Origin of the sequence: Arthrobacter sp. LjRoot78, assembly GCF_964254335.1 — a bacterium.
Classification (GTDB): Bacteria; Actinomycetota; Actinomycetes; order Actinomycetales; family Micrococcaceae; genus Arthrobacter.
In genome coordinates this window covers 389,664-406,776 of the sequence record NZ_CAXUTG020000001.1, presented here as the reverse complement: position 1 = coordinate 406,776, position 17,113 = coordinate 389,664, and the positions used below count along the sequence as shown (strand labels likewise).

22 protein-coding genes and 1 pseudogene are annotated in these 17,113 nt (G+C 67.7%); 5 read left to right on the top strand and 18 right to left on the bottom strand.

From position 1 onward, the window contains the following. Positions 1-92: 92 nt before the first annotated feature. From ACSQ1X_RS01990 to ACSQ1X_RS01965, 6 genes are all read right to left on the bottom strand, one after another. Positions 93-896, bottom strand: coding sequence for a glycosyltransferase (locus ACSQ1X_RS01990; RefSeq protein WP_436056459.1), 804 nt, complete (start codon positions 894-896; stop codon positions 93-95). 1 nt (position 897) lies between these two features. Beyond that, a complete protein-coding gene (locus ACSQ1X_RS01985; RefSeq protein WP_436056458.1) occupies positions 898-2,265 on the bottom strand; it encodes a PIG-L family deacetylase in 1,368 nt (455 codons plus the stop codon). Beyond that, positions 2,259-3,341, bottom strand: a complete 1,083-nt coding sequence (locus tag ACSQ1X_RS01980) for an acyl-CoA dehydrogenase family protein (protein ID WP_436056457.1) — start codon at positions 3,339-3,341, stop codon at positions 2,259-2,261. The genes ACSQ1X_RS01985 and ACSQ1X_RS01980 overlap by 7 nt, the downstream gene beginning before the upstream one ends. A gap of 22 nt (positions 3,342-3,363) precedes the next feature. Further along, positions 3,364-3,843, bottom strand: coding sequence for a Dps family protein (locus ACSQ1X_RS01975; protein ID WP_055801463.1), 480 nt, complete (start codon positions 3,841-3,843; stop codon positions 3,364-3,366). Positions 3,844-3,928: 85 nt separating this feature from the next. Continuing rightward, the gene (locus ACSQ1X_RS01970; RefSeq protein ID WP_436056456.1) at positions 3,929-4,606 is read right to left on the bottom strand and encodes an O-methyltransferase; all 678 of its coding nucleotides are present in this window, start codon (positions 4,604-4,606) and stop codon (positions 3,929-3,931) included. A gap of 56 nt (positions 4,607-4,662) precedes the next feature. Then, complete coding sequence (locus ACSQ1X_RS01965) at positions 4,663-5,013, bottom strand: thiamine-binding protein (protein WP_436056455.1); 351 nt, start codon at positions 5,011-5,013, stop codon at positions 4,663-4,665. A gap of 113 nt (positions 5,014-5,126) precedes the next feature. Here ACSQ1X_RS01965 and ACSQ1X_RS01960 point away from each other — a divergent pair, with 113 nt between their 5' ends. Continuing rightward, on the top strand, positions 5,127-5,762 hold the full coding sequence (locus ACSQ1X_RS01960; RefSeq protein WP_436056454.1) for a TetR/AcrR family transcriptional regulator: 636 nt from the start codon (positions 5,127-5,129) through the stop codon (positions 5,760-5,762). On the opposite strand, the gene ACSQ1X_RS01955 is transcribed toward ACSQ1X_RS01960, so the two are convergent. The 5 genes and pseudogenes from ACSQ1X_RS01955 to ACSQ1X_RS01935 form a co-directional block, all read right to left on the bottom strand. Then, the gene (locus ACSQ1X_RS01955; RefSeq protein ID WP_436056453.1) at positions 5,745-6,035 is read right to left on the bottom strand and encodes a hypothetical protein; all 291 of its coding nucleotides are present in this window, start codon (positions 6,033-6,035) and stop codon (positions 5,745-5,747) included. The two genes, ACSQ1X_RS01960 and ACSQ1X_RS01955, sit on opposite strands and share 18 nt — an antisense overlap. Before the next feature lie 61 nt (positions 6,036-6,096). Beyond that, positions 6,097-6,357: an ANTAR domain-containing protein gene (locus tag ACSQ1X_RS01950; RefSeq protein WP_436059239.1), complete on the bottom strand. Its 261-nt coding sequence runs from the start codon at positions 6,355-6,357 to the stop codon at positions 6,097-6,099. After that, positions 6,337-6,564, bottom strand: a pseudogene (locus ACSQ1X_RS01945) (GAF domain-containing protein); the annotation flags it as partial. The pseudogene ACSQ1X_RS01945 and the gene ACSQ1X_RS01950, both read right to left, overlap by 21 nt. A gap of 12 nt (positions 6,565-6,576) precedes the next feature. Continuing rightward, positions 6,577-6,816 carry a hypothetical protein gene (locus ACSQ1X_RS01940; RefSeq protein ID WP_436056452.1) on the bottom strand — a complete coding sequence of 80 codons (240 nt, stop codon included), beginning with the start codon at positions 6,814-6,816 and terminating at the stop codon, positions 6,577-6,579. A gap of 79 nt (positions 6,817-6,895) precedes the next feature. Beyond that, complete coding sequence (locus ACSQ1X_RS01935; protein WP_055801475.1) at positions 6,896-7,633, bottom strand: GAF and ANTAR domain-containing protein; 738 nt, start codon at positions 7,631-7,633, stop codon at positions 6,896-6,898. A gap of 168 nt (positions 7,634-7,801) precedes the next feature. Here ACSQ1X_RS01935 and ACSQ1X_RS01930 point away from each other — a divergent pair, with 168 nt between their 5' ends. Then, a complete protein-coding gene (locus tag ACSQ1X_RS01930) occupies positions 7,802-8,050 on the top strand; it encodes a hypothetical protein (RefSeq protein ID WP_055801478.1) in 249 nt (82 codons plus the stop codon). Between the two features lie 39 nt (positions 8,051-8,089). Here ACSQ1X_RS01930 and ACSQ1X_RS01925 read toward each other — a convergent pair whose 3' ends face one another. From ACSQ1X_RS01925 to ACSQ1X_RS01910, 4 genes are read right to left on the bottom strand one after another with little or no spacing between them, the layout of a single operon-like run. Then, the gene (locus tag ACSQ1X_RS01925; protein ID WP_436056451.1) at positions 8,090-8,395 is read right to left on the bottom strand and encodes a hypothetical protein; all 306 of its coding nucleotides are present in this window, start codon (positions 8,393-8,395) and stop codon (positions 8,090-8,092) included. Positions 8,396-8,447: 52 nt separating this feature from the next. Next, a complete protein-coding gene (locus ACSQ1X_RS01920) occupies positions 8,448-8,759 on the bottom strand; it encodes an AzlD domain-containing protein (RefSeq protein WP_055801484.1) in 312 nt (103 codons plus the stop codon). Then, the gene (locus ACSQ1X_RS01915) at positions 8,756-9,511 is read right to left on the bottom strand and encodes an AzlC family ABC transporter permease (protein ID WP_200939340.1); all 756 of its coding nucleotides are present in this window, start codon (positions 9,509-9,511) and stop codon (positions 8,756-8,758) included. The genes ACSQ1X_RS01920 and ACSQ1X_RS01915 overlap by 4 nt, the downstream gene beginning before the upstream one ends. Continuing rightward, entirely contained in the window at positions 9,508-9,984 is a 477-nt protein-coding gene (locus ACSQ1X_RS01910; RefSeq protein WP_436056450.1) for a DoxX family protein, read from the bottom strand. Before ACSQ1X_RS01910 ends, ACSQ1X_RS01915 begins: the two co-directional genes overlap by 4 nt. A 123-nt stretch (positions 9,985-10,107) precedes the next feature. Here ACSQ1X_RS01910 and ACSQ1X_RS01905 point away from each other — a divergent pair, with 123 nt between their 5' ends. Continuing rightward, a complete protein-coding gene (locus ACSQ1X_RS01905) occupies positions 10,108-11,016 on the top strand; it encodes an ATP-binding cassette domain-containing protein (protein WP_436056449.1) in 909 nt (302 codons plus the stop codon). 5 nt (positions 11,017-11,021) lie between these two features. After that, complete coding sequence (locus ACSQ1X_RS01900) at positions 11,022-12,665, top strand: ABC transporter permease (RefSeq protein WP_436056448.1); 1,644 nt, start codon at positions 11,022-11,024, stop codon at positions 12,663-12,665. Positions 12,666-12,679: 14 nt separating this feature from the next. On the opposite strand, the gene ACSQ1X_RS01895 is transcribed toward ACSQ1X_RS01900, so the two are convergent. Continuing rightward, positions 12,680-13,579: a glycerophosphodiester phosphodiesterase gene (locus ACSQ1X_RS01895; protein WP_436056447.1), complete on the bottom strand. Its 900-nt coding sequence runs from the start codon at positions 13,577-13,579 to the stop codon at positions 12,680-12,682. 50 nt (positions 13,580-13,629) lie between these two features. Between ACSQ1X_RS01895 and ACSQ1X_RS01890 the strand changes: the two genes are divergently transcribed. Beyond that, on the top strand, positions 13,630-14,973 hold the full coding sequence (locus ACSQ1X_RS01890) for a DUF445 domain-containing protein (protein ID WP_436056446.1): 1,344 nt from the start codon (positions 13,630-13,632) through the stop codon (positions 14,971-14,973). A gap of 89 nt (positions 14,974-15,062) precedes the next feature. Here the strand turns inward: ACSQ1X_RS01890 and ACSQ1X_RS01885 are convergent, their stop codons facing one another. Together ACSQ1X_RS01885 and narI are read right to left on the bottom strand one after the other, a co-directional pair. Then, positions 15,063-16,286, bottom strand: a complete 1,224-nt coding sequence (locus tag ACSQ1X_RS01885) for an MFS transporter (RefSeq protein WP_436056445.1) — start codon at positions 16,284-16,286, stop codon at positions 15,063-15,065. Further along, positions 16,286-17,113: a respiratory nitrate reductase subunit gamma gene (narI, locus tag ACSQ1X_RS01880; RefSeq protein WP_436056444.1), complete on the bottom strand. Its 828-nt coding sequence runs from the start codon at positions 17,111-17,113 to the stop codon at positions 16,286-16,288. Before narI ends, ACSQ1X_RS01885 begins: the two co-directional genes overlap by 1 nt.

Sequence of the window (17,113 nt, the reverse complement as noted above, 5' to 3'; positions counted from 1 at the left end):
TATTCACGGGCAGCGCCGAGCACACGACACCATGGCCCTCAGGAGGAACCCCATGGGTCGAGGATGCGGTCTAGGAGTTCAGGCTCCTAGGGTCAAAGGTCACCACTGTCCCGGTCCAGCGCCGGCAGCTCCAGCGCCAGCGCCCGGAGGTAGGCACCGAACCCCTGCGGTGCGCGGGCATGGGTGCGGCCCGACGTCAGCACCCGGATGGTGTCGGTGGCCAGCACCCTGTAGGCCTGCTTGCGCAGGTTCTCCACCAGGATCCTGTCCTCGTGGACGCGCATCCGGGGAAACCCGCCGGCCGCCAGGTACGCGGAGGCCCGGACGCCAAAATTCGCGCCGTAAATGTGCGGATGGTCCTCCCTGAACGGGTGCCGCTCCAGCCAGCGCCGCAGGATGGCAGGATCGGTCCCGGCCGGATCCGGCTCAACGGATCCCAGGACTGCGTCAGCCCCGGCATCGGCCAGTTCAACCTGGCGCACCAGCCAGTTCTCCGGAACGGCGGAGTCCGCGTCGGTATTGGCAAGCCAGACATGCCCGGCCCACAGCCCTTTCCACTGCCCTGCGGCGGCCAGGACGCCCGCGGCGCGGCTTGCGCCGGTGCTTCCCAGCCGTATGTGCACAGCCGCGAACCGGGGGTCTGAGGCAACATAGCCGGCGGCGATGTCCGCCGACCGGTCGGTGCAGCTGTCCAGCACCACCGTGAGGGACAGCTGGATCCCGGGCCGTTCCCGCTGCAACGCGTCGGCGGCGGTTCGGAGCGCCGAAAGCGCCCGGTCGAGGTGCTGGTCCTCGTTGTGGGCGGGCACCACCACAGCCACCCGTTCGATGCCCAGGCCGGACCGGATTGCCTCCGCGGGACAGTCGCCTGCCCGTTCGGTCGTCCCGCTAGTCATCTCAGGGCCGATCCGGGCCCGGCGATACAAACACTTCCAGGACGAAGTCCTTTTCCCGGTATAGCCCTGCCGTGGGCCAGCGGAGCTGCTGCCGGGCCATGGCGTGGACGGTGTCTCCGTCCAGTTCCCAGCCGGTGACGGGGTGGCGCCAATGGCAGAGCAGCAGGGTCCCCCCGGGATTCAGCGAGCCTTGCACCCGCGCGAACAGTTCGGCCAGTTCCTCCGCCGTCAGGTAGTACCCCGTCTCGGACACCACCGCCAGGTCGAAGCGGCCTTCGGGCCAGTGCTGCGGAACCGTCAGGTGCAGGGTCCGGGCGGCGGGATGGCCCCCTAACCGCTCAGCAGCCTGGACCAGGGCGGCGCTGCTGGCGTCAACCGCCACGTACTCCCGGCAGCGGGCCGCGAGCTCCACGCTGAGGGTGCCGATGGAACAGCCGATTTCCAGTCCGGAACCGTACTCGGCGGCTGGCAGGATGGCCAGGGTGAGCGCCCGCTTGCGCCTTTCGTACCAGCTGGTGGTGTAGCTCCACGGATCGGCGTTCCCGCCGTGCACGACGTCAAAGATCCGCTCGGCGTCGCCCGCAGTATTGGTCCCGCCGGCGGGCCGGTGCCACGCGAACGTCTCCCACGGGCGGGAAAAATGATCGACAAAGCCGGCGGCAAGAAGCGCCTCGTCGCCGGGCTGCTCGGACAGCGGCTCGGTCTGCGAGGTGTGCGCCAGGAGGGCTGCCGCCTTGGCCCGCTGCTCGTCCGCCGTCAGTGGCACACGGACCCATGACTGCCAGGCGCCGTCCGCCGGTGACGCCCACAACCAGTACCAGACGGGGTATTCCAGCAGCCCGTGGCCGCCCTGGGCCGCCACTTCGGCGGCCACGGCGCCCAGGACGTCGTGGTCCGTGTGGCCGTCCGAGCGGTAGGGCGCAACGATAACCACCTGCTCCGCCGGGCGCCCGGATGCCGCGATCGATTCCTTGACGGCGGCAGCGATCCGGTCCCGGTCTGCATCAAGGTGGCCGTCCCGGAAGTGCAGGAACTCCCTGGCGGCTCCCGGGGCCAACCCGGACACCGCCGCCCTGAACTCAGCGAGCCGGAGGGCGGCCAGCTGGTCCGGCGTCGTGGTCGGGGAGTCCGGGTGCGATGCCTCCCCCGCCGTGCACAGCAGCACGTCGATTGCCGCGCCGGCAGCGTTCAGGCGTGCGAGGAACCCTCCCGCGCCCAGGGTCTCGTCATCCGGATGCGCAGCCAGCACAATGAAGGCCATGGCCGCGAGTTCGTCCTGGTCCAGGGGGAGTTCCGGGAGGACGGCCACGCCGCTTCCCTCCCATTCGGCCTCGGCTGTGCCGGTATCGGCATGTGAGAAACTCACCACGAGCGGTCCCCCTTCAGGGTCAGGGCGCCTAATTGCGCGTCGTCCCGCATGGCGTGGTGTTGGCGGATGTACAGCGACAGGTCCGCCATGCGTTTTCCGTACTTTTCGTTGAAGGCCAGGGGACCCGGGCCCAGGTTTTGGGCCACTACAGCCTGGATGCGTTCGACGGCGGCGACGACGGTTCCGCGGACGCGCAGCGCCTCGCTCCACGCACCGGAGCCGGACAGTTCCCCGGCGTCGATCCGTTCGGCCGTGCGCGCCAGGTAGCCGGACACGGAGGCGATGATCCGGTCCGCTTCGCCTAAGTGGGCCAGGGCGATCTGGTCCGGTTCACGCCCTTTGTCCGCAGCTGCGGACAGCGCGGAGCTGAAGTCGCGGGCCACGGCAACGGCTCCGCCGAACCAGCAGGCTGCAACGCCCATGCCTCCCCAGGCGAAGCCCGGGCGCTGGAAATACCAGCCCGATGCACCCACCGGAACGGCGCTGACGCCGTCGAAGTGCACGGTGCCGCTGGGGATTTCGCGCAGGCCCCGGCTGGTCCACAGCGGGGTCTCGCAGGACACCCCGGGAGCGTGCAGGTCGACGGCGAAGGCGGCCCTGCCTCCGTCTGCGAGATGCGCGGTCAGCACGGCGCCGTCCAGGTGGGCAGCGAGCGAGCACCAGGGCTTGGATCCGTTCAGGAGATAATTCCCGGCGCCGTCCGGAGTAGCCTCCAGCCGCAGCCCCGGCCCCTCCGCGGCAAAAACGCCCCAGGCGCCGTCCGTTGATGATTCACCGATCGGGAAACCGGCTTGGGAACCGGACTGGGCCAGGATGGCCAGCGCATCGAGGTGCGGTTCAAGCACCCGGCCGGCCGCGACGTCGACGGAAGTCACGGAAGCAAGAAGTTCCCAGAGCCGCGCCGTGCCGCCTTCGCCGGGCCGGGGCGCCGTCCGTCCCGTGTCCCGCGCCAGTGCAATAAGCGCCGGCACGTCTCCTGCCGCGTCGCGCACGGCCTCAAGCATCGTGGCCAGGGTTTCGGGCGGCTCCGCTGCGGAACCGATGCGCACCGGGCGCGGCTTTGCCTCGGGATCCATTCCGCTGGCCGTGGCGCCGGCGTCAGCCGTGGTCCGGTGCCGTGACTGAAGCCCCCGCCGACATGGTCTCGGCGTTCACCATCCAGGCCAGCTGTTCCAGTCGCGCAATGCCGGCGTGGAGGAGGTCTGCGCTGGTGGGATCTTCCTCGTCCACCTCGTCATGGACGTCACGCATGGTCTTCACGGTGCGCTCCAGCCGGGCCGTGATCAGTTTGACGGCGTCCTTGGTGGAGGTGAGTCCTTCGGGGAACTGTTCCAGTCGGGTGCCGGCGGACACCGTGGTGCTCCTGCCGTCCGGCAGGGCATGCAGGGCGCGCATCCGCTCAGCCGTTTCATCTGCGAACAGCCGCACGCTGGTAACGATTTCATCGAGCTGCAGGTGGAGGTCGCGGAAGTTGGTTCCCACGATGTTCCAGTGCGCCTGCTTGCCCTGGACGTGAAGTTCGATCAGGTCCGTGAGGACCATCTGGAGATTGCTGGCAAGGGTCGGTGAAGCCTTCATTTCTTCCTCCACTGCAGGCGATGCGGGACGGGTTCGTCCGGTATTAGCCTATTCTAAGCATACTTAGCATTTTGGTGGGGTGACGTCACTTGACCAGGGCCAGCGCGAAGCCGTCCCAGCCCTTCGAACCCACGGTTTGCATGACCGTCGCGTCCAGCCGGGGGTCCTCCCCCATCATTTCCAGTGCGGTGATGATCCCCGGCGCGTTGACCTCGTCCAGGGACGGATCGAGCAGCGCGCCCTCCCACACCACGTTGTCCATCACAATCGCGGTGCCGGGCCGGCCCAGCCTGATGGCCCAGTCCAGGTACTGCGGGCTGTTTTCCTTATCGGCATCGATGAACACAAAATCGAAAGGGCCGCGGCCGTCATTCTGCAGCCCCGGAAGGGTGTCCAGTGCGGCACCCACGCGGATGTCCACTTTGTGCCCGACTCCGGCAGCGTCCACGTTGGCGCGCGCCACGCGGGCATGTTTGGGGAGGTACTCGCACGTGACGAGTTTGCCGTCGTCGGGCAGTCCCTGGGCCATCCAAATGGTGCTGAAACCCGCCAAGGTGCCGATTTCGAGGACCCGCCGGGCGCCCGACAGCTGCACCAGCAGCTTGAGCAGCTTCCCGGCATTGGGCGCCACCTCGATGGCCGGCATTCCGGCGTCGACGGCTGAAGTAACGGCCCGTTTCAGCGGGCTGCCGGGGCGGACGACGACGTCGGTCAGGTACTTCTCCACAGCCACCCATTGGGGCTCGGGCCGGTGCTCAATCATGGGCCCAGTCTCGCAGTTGTCTTTGCTGCGTGGGAAGGAGAAACCAGAGGCGGGAATTAGCCGGCGTCGGCGATGGCGCTTTCCAGCCGCTCCACTTTGGCGGTGAGCTCGCCCGAATACCCGGGGCGGATATCCGCCTTGATGACCAGTGACACGCGGCTGCCGAAACGCCCGACAGCTTCGGTGGCCTCCTTCACCACGGCGAACACCTCATCCCACTCACCTTCGATGGTGGTGAACATGGAGTCCGTGTGGTTGGGCAGGCCGGAATCCCGGACAATCTTGACGGCGGCAGCGACGGCGTCGTGGACCGAAGCGTCTGCGGATGCCGCGGAGTAGACAGCACCGGAATCAGCGGTGAGGTGCGCAGGCTGGCCGGAGGGTGCAACTGAGAATGCGAGCAACATGGACCCAGTCTGCCACAGCGGAATTTCCCCATACATTCGTCATATAGGGAGTACATTCGCAGCTACCAATCAGTAACCCGGGCGCTCAGCCCCAGCGTTGCTAACCTTGAAAAATGAACCTCGCAGTGGAACGCAAGCCCCTCCGTGCGGATGCTGCGCGCAATGTGGACAAGATCATCACCGCCGCCCGCAACTGCTTCCGTGAGTACGGCCCGGAAGTGCCGTTGCAGACCATCGCCGTCACAGCCGGCGTCGGTCCCGCAACCCTGTTCCGGAACTTCGCGGACAAGGAACAGCTGGTTCTTGCCGCGCTCAACCGCCAGCTGCGGCTGATGGTGGACCCCGTGATCGACGACGCCCTGGCCAGCCCTGATGCCGCCGACGGGCTGTTCCGCGTGATCGATGCGCTGATGGCAGCCGCCAGCGAGGATGCCAACCTGCTCGGCGCCGTGGCCGGACGGCGCGGCCTGCTGACCGGAATCACCGGCAGCCTCTTCGAGTCCGTGGCCGTCCTGCTCGGCCGCGGCCAGGGTCAGGGGACCCTGCGCACTGACATTTCCATGACTGACGTGATCCGCCTGCTGGCCATGCTGATCGGTGTTGTGGACACCATGGAACCCGGGTCCGATGCCTGGCGGCGCCCCGTAGCGCTGGTGGAGGACGCTATCCGCACGGAACGGCCCCACCGGCCGCTGCCTCTCCAGTCGCCGCTCCCGGGCACGGCCTTCGATTCAATCGTCCTGCCCTGATTCTTCCTCGGGCCGGTCTATGTCGTCAGGCGACCGCTCGTCATGTAGCCGGCCGGCGTCCTCGGACCCGCGGCTGTAGGACGCCCTGCCGTCGGGGGCGTTGATCTCGTCAAGGCGCTCGTTCAGGGCATGCGCCAGGATGTCCCGCTGCAACGCCGGCAGCGCCATGGCACCGTGGATGTAAGCCTCGACTTCAAACTGCCCCGCAATGCCGCCAATGCTGAAATACCTCAGCCACAGCTCCTCAACGCGCAGGTCAGCGTTCCGGAGCATTTCCTCAAAGCGAAGCCTTTGCTCATCTTCGTCCTTGCCCAGGGCCAAAGCGCACCCCCGCTCACCGGGGCAGCTGGGTGGAGGACACCAGCTCGGCGGATATGTCTCGCAGCGACCTCTTGGCCCGCCGCGATTCCATCAGGAGGTCCTGCATGGCCGTGTCCTCGTCAAGTCCGTGGCGGGCCATCAGGATTCCCTTGGCCACGGCAATGATTTCGCGGTGGGCCAGGGCATCGCGGAGGTCCTCGCTAATCGTCCGGGCGCTGTCGCGGGCCTGGGCATTGATCAGGAAGATGGTGGCCTGCGCGGCGAAGAGTTCCAACAGGCGCACAGTGCCGGGGCTGAAGCTGTTCTCATTGCGGGCGTAGAGCTTGACGGCGCCCAAGGCGGATTCTCCGGCGAGCAGCGGTGCGCTGACGGAGGAGCGCAGGCCCAGCCCGGTTGCCGCGCGAGCCCACTCCGGCCAGCGCCGGTCGTTCCGGACGTCGCTGACGAGCACGGGCTCGCCGCTGGCCCAGGCGAGGAGGCAGGGGCCCTGGCCCTAATTGTACTGGCGCGAGTCGGCAAGCTCCACCAACGTGTTGGAGGCACTCGCCGTATGTTTCCGGCCCTCAGCGTCTATCAGAGTGACGCCCGCGCCTGCGACGCCGGGCACGGCCGCTTCCGCGGCAGCGGTGATCAGCTCAAGGGCCCTGGAGACCGTCTCGTCCGTCAGCAGGAGCTCCGAAGCGCGGGCGAAGATTGCCGCAAGTTCATCCGCGAGGGGTAGTTTCACCACCATGGCCGCACCCACTCCACTGCTTTGCCGCCCTTCGCCCGTTGACTGGAACTTTAAAAAGCATAGCCGCAAGGCGCGTCCCTTAGCCGTTGAAGTGGGCGGCGTCCGGTGTCGTATCGAATTTTCGCAGCAGGTCCTCAGCCACAACGCGGAGCTTGACGTTGCGGTTGCTGGAAACCTTGCTCAGGATCGCGAACGCTTCGGCCTGCGAACAGCGGCTCTGGCCCATCACAATTCCCGAGGCGAGGTTGATGCTGGTGCGTGATTTCAAGGCGTCGAGCAGGTCCTCATTGAGGTCCTTCGAGGCACCGATGCGCACAGCCAACCGCAGGGCTTTGCCGGCGCGGGCGGCGAACGCTTCGCAAATCACGACTGCCTCGTCGTCGAACGCCCCTGCTTCCGGGGCGAAAAACGACACGGATGCCGCGGCATCCGGATCCAGCCGCAGCGGGAGTGACAGGACGCTGAGCTGTCCGGCCCTCATCACGCCGCGGTTGTAGCGCGGCCAGCGGGAGTCGGCCCGGGCATCGGGCACCGATACCGTAGCACCGGACTCCAGGGCAGCCAGCGAAGGACTTTGGCCGGTGGCCTGCTGAATTTCCTCAAGCAGCCTCGCCCCTGGTCCGCTGCCGGCGGACGTCACAGGCCGCCGGGAACGCGTCAGGGTGACGGCGCACAGCACGGGAAGCCCGGTTGCCTTCCCGATGAAGCCGGCCGAGAATACACACAGTTCCCGGAGGAAGTCCTGCACATCGGCACTCTCGAGGACGAGGTCCTGAAGCCGTTCCGCCAGGTACTGGCCCAGCCGGGCGCCGGTCACAGCCCGCCCCCGGCTCCCGAATTCGCCGCCCAACGGCCCGAGGCCGGGAGATTGTGGCGGGCGTCACAGGATATTAGAATTGTGGCGGTTACGCAGTCAGCCACTTTGCCTCGTTTTGGAGTTCGACATGGACTACGGACTACGCTCATTTTCCCTTCCGGTGCTGCCATGACCCGCCAGCAGCTTGCCTTGCTCATGAACGGCGACGCCGACCCGCTGCTGGTTATTTCGTCGGCGAGCACGTCGGAACTGCAGGCCCTCACAGACGCCCTTTTCCGGGACCTGGATACGTCCCACCCGGTGTTTGGGGCGCAGGTCTGGTACGACCTTGCCTTGGAAGAGTTGGAGAACAGGAACAACGGAGCCTCCCCACAGGCCGACGACTTGGCTGATTCAGATGCGTTTGGCGCAGCCTAGGCTGCGCTATTCGGCCCAGGTCAATACACTTGGGCTGCGCTATTCTGCCGGCTCGGCGCCAGCCTTCCGTTCTTCGTCCGGGGCGTGTTCCTCCGGGGCTTGATCCTCGGCAGCGGCCTCGCCCCCAGGGGGCAACGACGTCTCTTTGTGGTGGGCCTTCATGTGCGCCTCGTGCAGCTGATCCGCTTCCTGCAGATGCTGCTGGAGTTTCTCCTCGGCGTCGCGTCGGCGGCGGGACATCTCGCGCATTTCACGGGTGGATTCGGATCCCGGCGATGGCACGTAGGGCCTGGATTTGGATTCTCTTTCGGCAGCAGGAACCGCGGGCGCTTGTTCTTCGCTCATGGTGGCATCCTGCCACAGCACGGGCGGACCTACTAGGGCCGAACGGCCGTCATCAGCTCCAACCCAGCAGCCGCAACCCGGCAGCAGCACCGGCTCCGGCCAGGACCACCACCAGGAAAGGGGCCCGGAGCCACAGGGCGATTCCGGCCGCGGCCAGGGCGCCCATCCGGGCGTCAAGAGCCAGTGACTGGCCCGATGCCACTGCGTTCACAATGGTGAGCGAGGCCAGCAGGCCGATGGTCATGGTGCCCGCAATCCGGGACATCCGCGGGTTGCGCAGCAGGGTTGCCGGCACCAGATAGCCAAGGAGTTTCCAAGCGTAGCCAAGGAGGCAGGCAAGCAGCAGCCACATCCAAAGGCTCATCTGCCGGCCTCTTCCGCAGCGGGACCCTGACGCGGGTGTTGATGGTGCTCGGCGTAGGGATCCACATCGGGCTCCAGCCCCTCGTCGCTGCGGCCGTGGCTGAACCAGCCGATCGCCGCCGCCACAAATGCCGCTATCAAGATGGGAACTCCCGCGGGCACGAACGGCACGGCCAGCACCGTTGCCAGGGCGCACACCACTGCGATGGCCACCGGTTCGCGGCCCTTGAGCCGTGGCCAAAGAAGGCCGAGGAAGGCCGCCACGGCCGCGCCGTCGAGCCCCCATTGCTTGGGGTCCCCCAGCGCACTGCCCGCCAGCGCCCCGACGGCAGTGAAAATATTCCAGAGCACGAAGATGCCGATGCCGGCCGTCCAGAATCCCCGCTTCTGTTCGTCGGGGTCCGTCTGCCCGGTACTGGTGGCCGTTGATTCGTCGATGGTGACGTGGGCGGCGGCGTACTTGCGCCACCCGCGCGGTTGCAGCAGGGCGTTGAGCTGCATGCCGTAGATGCCGTTGCGCATGCCCAGGAGCGTGGCCGCGCCCATCGCCGCCACCCCGGATCCGCCGCCGGCCACCACGCCGATGAACGCGAACTGCGAACCGCCGCTGAACAGAAGCAGGCTTAGCGCCATGGTCTGCCAAAAATCAAGCCCGGACGTGACGCCGAGCGCCCCGAAGGAAATCCCGTAGAGGCCGGTGGCGATGCTGATGGACAGCCCCACCCGCACGGCCGGAGACTGAAGCAGCTTCACTTCCCGGCCCCGGGAACACACCGCGTCCCGGCAGGACGGAACGGCTTTCGCAGGCTCCAGGCCCAGAGGATCAGCGGCACCTGAAGCGGAAGCCGGGCGGTGTGCACCTTCCGCTGCCCTGGCGTCCCGGCAGGACCGTACGCCCGGCGCAAGGCGTCGGCATGCCCGGCAACGAAGGCCGTGAACATGGCAGTAACACCCCAGGCGGCTGGTTTGCGGGTGGCCGGGATCAGGAGTCCGACGGCGGCGCCCGCCTCGACCAGGCCGCTGAGCGCCACCCATTCATCACGGGTCATCACCGCATAGGGGCCGTTGGGCCGGGCGCCGGAGTCGTCACGGCACAGGAAATCGGGAACCACTTGGTAAAAGAACGCGGGTTCGCGGAAATGTTTCATGGCGCTGGCCAGCAGCAGGGCGCTCAGGGCAGTAGCTGAGAGGGTCTGGGTGGCCCGGCCGGACCAGGTGAATGGCATGGATCCATGCAACCACAGGCGCTGACGCTCCCGGTAACCGCGAGCGTCAGCGCCTGCGAAACGACGGGCGGACGGGACTTTCCGCCCGGGTCAGGACGCGCAGCGCGGCGTAGCTTATTGACTATGAGCAACGTGGTGGAAATGACCGGCGTCGTCAAGCGTTTCGGAACTGTAACTGCCCTCGACGGCCTCGACTTCCAGGTCGCGGCCGGCGAGGTGCATGGCTTCCTGGGTCCCAACGGGGCCGGCAAGTCCACCACGTTGCGGCTGCTGCTGGGGATGCTGCGGGCTACCTCGGGCTCGGCCAGGGTGCTGGGCCTTGACCCCTGGCACGACGTTGCCACGCTGCACCGCCGGCTGGCGTATGTACCCGGGGACGTGGCCCTATGGCCCAACCTGACGGGCGGTGAGGTGATCGACCTGCTGGGGCGGCTCCAGGGCGGCCAGGACCGCGCCCGGCGTGACCAGCTGCTGCAGACCTTCGACCTTGACCCCACCAAGAAGTCGCGCACCTATTCGAAGGGAAACCGGCAGAAGGTCGCCCTGGTGGCCGCCCTGGCCACCGACGCCGAACTGTTCCTCCTGGACGAGCCCACCAGCGGGCTGGACCCTTTGATGGAGGACGCGTTCCGCGGATGCGTCCGCGAGCTCCGCAATCAGGGCCGCACCATCCTGTTGAGCAGCCACATCCTGAGCGAGGCCGAGGCGCTCTCGGACCGGGTAAGCATCATCCGGGCCGGCCGGGTGGTGGAGTCCGGACCACTTGCGCAGCTGCGGCACCTGACCCGGACGTCGGTCACGGCCGACGTCGCGCGCATGCCCCCGGGCCTGGACCTCCTGCCCGGCGTCCACGACGTTGTGGTGACGAACCACCGGATCAGCGCCCAGGTGGACCCGGCGGGGCTGGCCCCGTTCCTGCAGGCCCTCACAGCCGCCGGCCTGCACGCACTGACCAGCCAGCCGCCCACGCTGGAGGATCTTTTCCTGCGCCACTACGGCCCGGCCGGGTCGCTCGAAACGGCACGGCGATGACCGGCATGGTCGATCGAAACGGCCCGCTGGCCGGCACGGCCATGACCAGGACGGCGATGACCGGGACGCTGGCCGGCACCGGCGTCCTGGTCCGGCTCGCGCTCAGGCGGGACCGCTGGCTGCTGCCGCTCTGGATTCTGGGCTTTGCGCTGATCGCTTACTCGACGGCGGCGGCCGGCGCCGAGCTGTACCCGGATGAGCCCAGCCGGGTGGCGGCCGCCACGGCACTGAACGCCACAGCGTCCATGGTGGCGCTCTTTGGGCGGATCTACGATCCGGCTTCGCTCGGCGCCCTTTCGCTCATCAAATACACCGCCTTCATGACCGCCATCCTCGCGGTGTTAATGGTCATCCTCACCATCCGTCATACCCGCGGAGACGAGGAAAGCGGGCGGCTGGAGCTCCTGGGCGGCGGACGGCTGGGCCGTGATGCGCCCCTGGTGTCCGCCCTTGCCATCAGCTTCTCCACGAGCATCCTGACCGGGCTGCTGTCGGCTGCCGCGCTTTCCCTCGGAGGGTTGCCGGGCCCCGGATCACTCGCCTTCGGGCTGGGCTGGGCTGCCACGGGGATGGCGTACAGCGCCGTGGCAGCCCTGGCTGCCCAGCTGACGGTCAGCGCCCGGGCCGCGACCGGGCTCAGCATCGGCGTCATTGCCGTCACCTACGGCATGCGCGCGGTGGGCGACCTCGCCGAGCCCGGACCCTCGGTGTGGTCCTGGCTTTCGCCGATCGGCTGGAACCAGCAGGTGCGGGCCTATGCCGGTGACCACTGGTGGGTGCTGTCGTTGTCCCTCGCGCTCTGCGCCGTCCTTGTTCCCGTGGCGTTCTTCCTGCGGGCGCAGCGCGACCTCGGCGCCGGCCTCCGTGATGAGCGGCCCGGCCCCGCGCGCGGAAACCTCTCCGGCGTGCTGGGCCTCGCCGTCCGGCTGCAGTACCGGGTCCTGCTGGCATGGTGTGTGGCGTTTGTCCTCTTCGGAGTGGTGATCGGCTCCCTCGTCGGCAACGTGGCCGACTTCCTGAGCTCGCCCGGTGCCCAGGACCTGATGCGTGCACTGGGAGGCCCGCGCGCCCTGACCGACGCGTTCCTCGCCGCCGAGATCAGCATCATGGGAGTCATCGCGGCCGCCTACGGAATTTCCGCCGCCAACCATCTGCGGAGCGAGGAAACGGCCGGGCACACCGAAGCCCTGCTGGGCACTGCCACCACCCGGATCCGCTGGGCCAGCAGCCACTACGCGGTGGCACTGTCCGGCGTCGCGCTGCTGCAGCTCCTGACCGGCCTTTCGATCGGCATCGGTGCCGCGTCCGTCGTCAACGATGCAGAACTAGTGTCCCGGTCCACGGTGGCCGCCTTGGCCCAGATTCCGGCTGCCTGGGTGCTGACCAGCGCCGCACTGGCTGTGTTCGGTTGGATGCCGCGGCTGACCGGGGCCGTCTGGGTGCTCCTGCTCGGACTCATCGCCCTCGGTGAATTCGGGGTGCTCTGGAACGCTCCGGAATGGCTGATGGATCTTTCGCCGTTCCGGCACACCCCGCTGCTTCCGGTGGACGCGGAAGGAATTCCGGCGCTGGCGGCCCTCACTATTGCCGCCGCGCTGCTCGGCGCGCTGGGCTACGCCGGCTGGCGCCGCCGGGACCTTGCGGCCTGAATCCGGGCGGCTGTTCAGCTGACGGGATGACTGCTTTCGCCGAGCTGGGCCAGCACCTCCGCTGGCCGGTTGGTGGTGATTTCGTGGATTCCCAGGTCCTGGCACAGCGCCACGTCCTCGTCCGAGTCCACGGTCCACACCCTGAACCTGCGGCCGGAATCCATCCAGCGCTTCACAGCGCGGGCGTGCTGGCGCACGTAGTCAATGCCCGGTCCCGCCAGCCGCACTTCGCAGTCGTTCAGGATCCGTTCGCCTTCCACCTGGGCGGCCCGCATGACGTTCGCCACGGCCCCGCCCGTGATGACTCCCAGCCCCAGTTCTTCACGGACTTCGTCCACTTTGATGTCGTCCACCAACTGGCAGATGAACTCGGCCGGAACAGTCTTGAGCAGGTGCTTGATGGCGTCCGGACTGAAGCTCATGAAGGACACGGAAATGTTGTCCACCCGTGAAGTGCGGGGATCCCAGCCTTCCGATTCCAGCACCTCCAGCACCCTGTCCTCCAGCGCCAGCAGGTACGGGCTGGGATGCTTGAGCTCAATGGCGAGCCCGATTTCCCGGCCGGCCGCCCGGAGGATGTCCAGCAGTTCCGGCAGCGTCAGCAGCTGGTCGAACTTTCCGCCGTATTCGAGGGGAGTCCGGGCGCCCTTCCATGAGGAAAAATCGAGCAGCCGCAGTTCATCGAGGGTCCGGTCAGCCACGGGGCCGGTGCCGTCCGAGGTGCGGTCCAGGTTCGCGTCGTGCAGCAGGACGACGTGCTGGTCCCGGCTGAGGTGGACGTCGCATTCCACGCCGTCGGCGCCGTCCGCAATGGCCTGGAGATAAGCGGCCCGGGTGTGCTCGGCGAAGGCGGCGCTGGATCCCCGGTGGGCGTAGACCAGCGGCCGGGTGAGGGCGGACTCGTCGGTAGTCATGGTGACACGTTAGCGGACGCCCGCGGCGGATGCGGGGCTAGGCTGGGCACATGCAGGTGAACAGTGAACAAACCACCCGTCCCGCTGCAACCCGACCCCCGGATGCCGGCGCACCCGGTGCCGGTTCCGGTGCCGCCGTCGAACGGGGCCTGGGCGGTGACGCCGAAAAGGCGGCCGCCCTGCGCAAGATGAAGCTGCTGGCCCTGAGCCTGCTGATTGTCATGGCGGTGATTTTCGTCTTTGCCTTCGCCCTGCAGAAGCAGTACCCGTGGCTGGAATACGTGCGCGCCGCCGCCGAGGGCGGCATGGTGGGCGCGCTTGCGGACTGGTTCGCGGTGACCGCCCTGTTCAAGTACCCCATGGGGATCAAGATCCCGCACACGGCCATCATTCCGCGCCGCAAGGACCAGATCGGCGCCTCGCTGGGTGAATTCGTTGAGACCAACTTCCTCTCCGAACAAGTGGTCCAGGAAAAGCTGGCTTCGGTGGACATCGCCCGGAAGGCCGGTGCGTGGCTGTCCGGTCCCGGCGGCGCCGAGCGCGTGGCAAAGGAGGGTGCCGCCGTCATTCGCGGCGCCTTCAAGGTCTTGAACGACGACGACGTCCAGGCCGTGATCGAATCCATGGTCCGCAAGCACCTGCTCACTCCGCCGTGGGGGCCGCCGGTGGGCAGGCTCGCCGAGCGGATCTTCGCCGACGGGCACCATCACACCCTGGTGGACCTGCTGGTGGACCGGACCGTGGACTGGGTCAGGGACAACCACGAGACGGTCAGCAGGCTGGTTTCGGACCGGTCCCCGCAGTGGGTTCCGCAGTTCGTGGACGGCCTCGTGGGAGACAAGGTGTACGTGGAGATCCTGAAGTTCACCAAGGCCGTGCAGGCCGATCCGCAGCACCAGGTCCGGCAATCCATCGACACCTACCTCACCTCGCTCGCGCAGGACCTGCAGCATGACCCGGTGATGATCGCCCGGGCTGAAGGCATCAAGGCGCAGGTGCTGGGCGACCCCGAGGTCCGCGAACTGGCATCCCGCACCTGGGGCACCATCAAGGCGGCGCTGCTCGGCGCCGTCGACGATCCCCACAGCGAACTGACCGTCAAGTTCAAGGCGGCCGTGCACGACTTCGGCACCCGGCTGGTCGTGGACCCCGAACTGGCGGGCAAGGTCAACGCGTGGATCGGGGACGCCGCGGGCTACCTCGTAAAGACGTACCGCTCCGACATCGCCGGCGTGATCACGGAGACCGTAGCGCGCTGGGATGCCGAGGAGACCTCACGGAAGATCGAGCTGCAGGTGGGCAAGGACCTGCAGTTCATCCGGCTCAACGGCACCGTGGTGGGCGCCCTGGCCGGCCTGGCCATCTTCACGCTGGCGCACTTGGCCTTCGGCTGACCGCGCCCTGACCGCCCAAGCGCGAACGGACACTTGAGCACCCTTCCGAAGGGCCGCAAGTGTCCGTTCGCGCTCCAGTGGAAGCGAAGCTACGCAGGGAGCGCCTTTGTCCTGGTCCGGCCCCTGATGCCGAAGATGGTGAACACGAGTGCCGCGAGCGCGGTGACCACCAGCAGGAGCAGGCCGATCGAATAGCTGTGCGTCGCGGCGTCGTACGTTGCCCCCATCACGAGCGGCGGAAAGTAGCCGCCGAGGCCGCCCGCCGCGCTGACCACTCCGCTGATGCTGCCCACTTTCCCGTGCGGTGCCAGCACGCCCACCCAGGCGAACACCCCGCCGGCGCCGAGGCCAAGGGCCGCCGCCATGGCGACGAACGTCAGGCCGGCCGGGACCTCACCGTCGGGCTGCAGGTTCACCGCCCACGCGAGGACGGCGACGGCGGACAGCGAGACGATCACCACCGGTTTGGGCCCGAGCTTGTCCGCGAGCACGCCGCCCACCGGCCGTGCCAGCACGGCCGCGAGGGCGAACCCTGCCGTGCGGGCACCGGCGCCGCTGGGATCGAAGCTGTACACGTCGCGGAGGTAGGTGGGCAGATAAGTGGCGAAGGAGACGAAGCCGCCGAAGACGACGGCGTAGAGGAAGCACATTTTCCAGGTGACCGGTGTTTTGGCGGCGTCCAGGAGCTTGGGCAGCATGGGGGCGTTGCTGCGGGTCCAGCCCGGGGATTCCTTCATCAGGAACCAGACCAGGGCCGCCATGACGGCAAGGACCCCGGCGATCAGCAGGTGCGTCGGGAAGTATCCGATGGCGGCCACGAGCCGGGGGTTCAGGAAGGCCGCCAGCGCCGTACCGCCCATGCCGGCGCCAAAGACGCCGGTGGCGAAGCCCCGCCGGGACGGTTCGTACCATCCGCTGACAAAGGGGATTCCGACGGCGAACACGGTTCCGGCGACACCGAGCAGCAGGCCCGCGCCCAGCACCAGCGCGAAGGAGCGCAAGGTTCCGCCGACGGCCACCAGCAGGATCGGCACGATGGCGGCCAGCAGCACGAAGGTGAACATCGCCCGGCCGCCGTACCGGTCCGTCAGGGTTCCGACGACGATCCGCCCCAGTGAGCCGACGAACACCGGCATGGCCACCAGGACTCCGGTGGTGGCCGGGTTCAGCTGCAGGTTCTGGGTGTAATAAGCGCCGAGGGTGGCCACGGAGTTCCACGCCCAGAAGCCTGCCACGGACGCCGCGGTTGCCAGCACCAGGTTCCGGGTCCGGCCCGTGGAGGCGGACGTTGTCGGAGGCACGGATCCGGCCATCAGCGGTTCCGCGTGTCCCGGTCGCGGGTACCGACGGCGGACCAGCCGCGTCGGGCTGCCGTACCAGTGGTCCCTGAGGCGGCTGCGCCCGTGGATTGACGGTCCCGGTCCCGCGAGCGGTAGACGATGTACGGGCGGAAGAGGTAGTGCAGCGGCGCTGTGAAGGCGTGGACCAGCCGGGTGAACGGCCAGATAACGAACAGGGCCATGCCCACCAGGGTGTGCAGGTGGAAGGAGAACGGCGCCCCAGCCATGGCCGCGATGTCCGGCTGGAAAATGAACAGCGAGCGGAACCAGGGCGCCACGGTCTCCCGGTAATTGTGCCCGTGCTCGCCCTCGAAAACGCTGGCAAGGGTGGTCCAGAGGCCGAACACAATGGCGGCGGTGAGGACCACGTACATGGTCTTGTCGTTCGTGGTGGTGGCCATGAACACCGGCCCTGTGGTGCGGCGGCGGTAGATCAGCAGGAGGATCCCGCCGAGCGTCCCCACCCCCGCAATCCCGCCCACGAACAAGGCGTTGAAATGGTAAAAGTCCTGGCTCATGCCCACCGCCTGGGTCCACGCCATCGGAATCACCAGGCCGAAGAAGTGCCCGGCAATCACCGCCAGCAGGCCGAAATGGAACAGCGGGGAAGCAATGCGGAGCAGTTTCGATTCGTACAACTGGGAGGACCTGGTGGTCCAGCCGAACTGGTCGCACTTATAGCGCCACACCAGGCCGCCCACCAGCACCACCACCATTACGTACGGCAGGACGCCCCAGAGCACAATATCCATCGTGGAGATTTCGACGACGGATCCGGGCTCGGCTTCGGATGCAAGCAT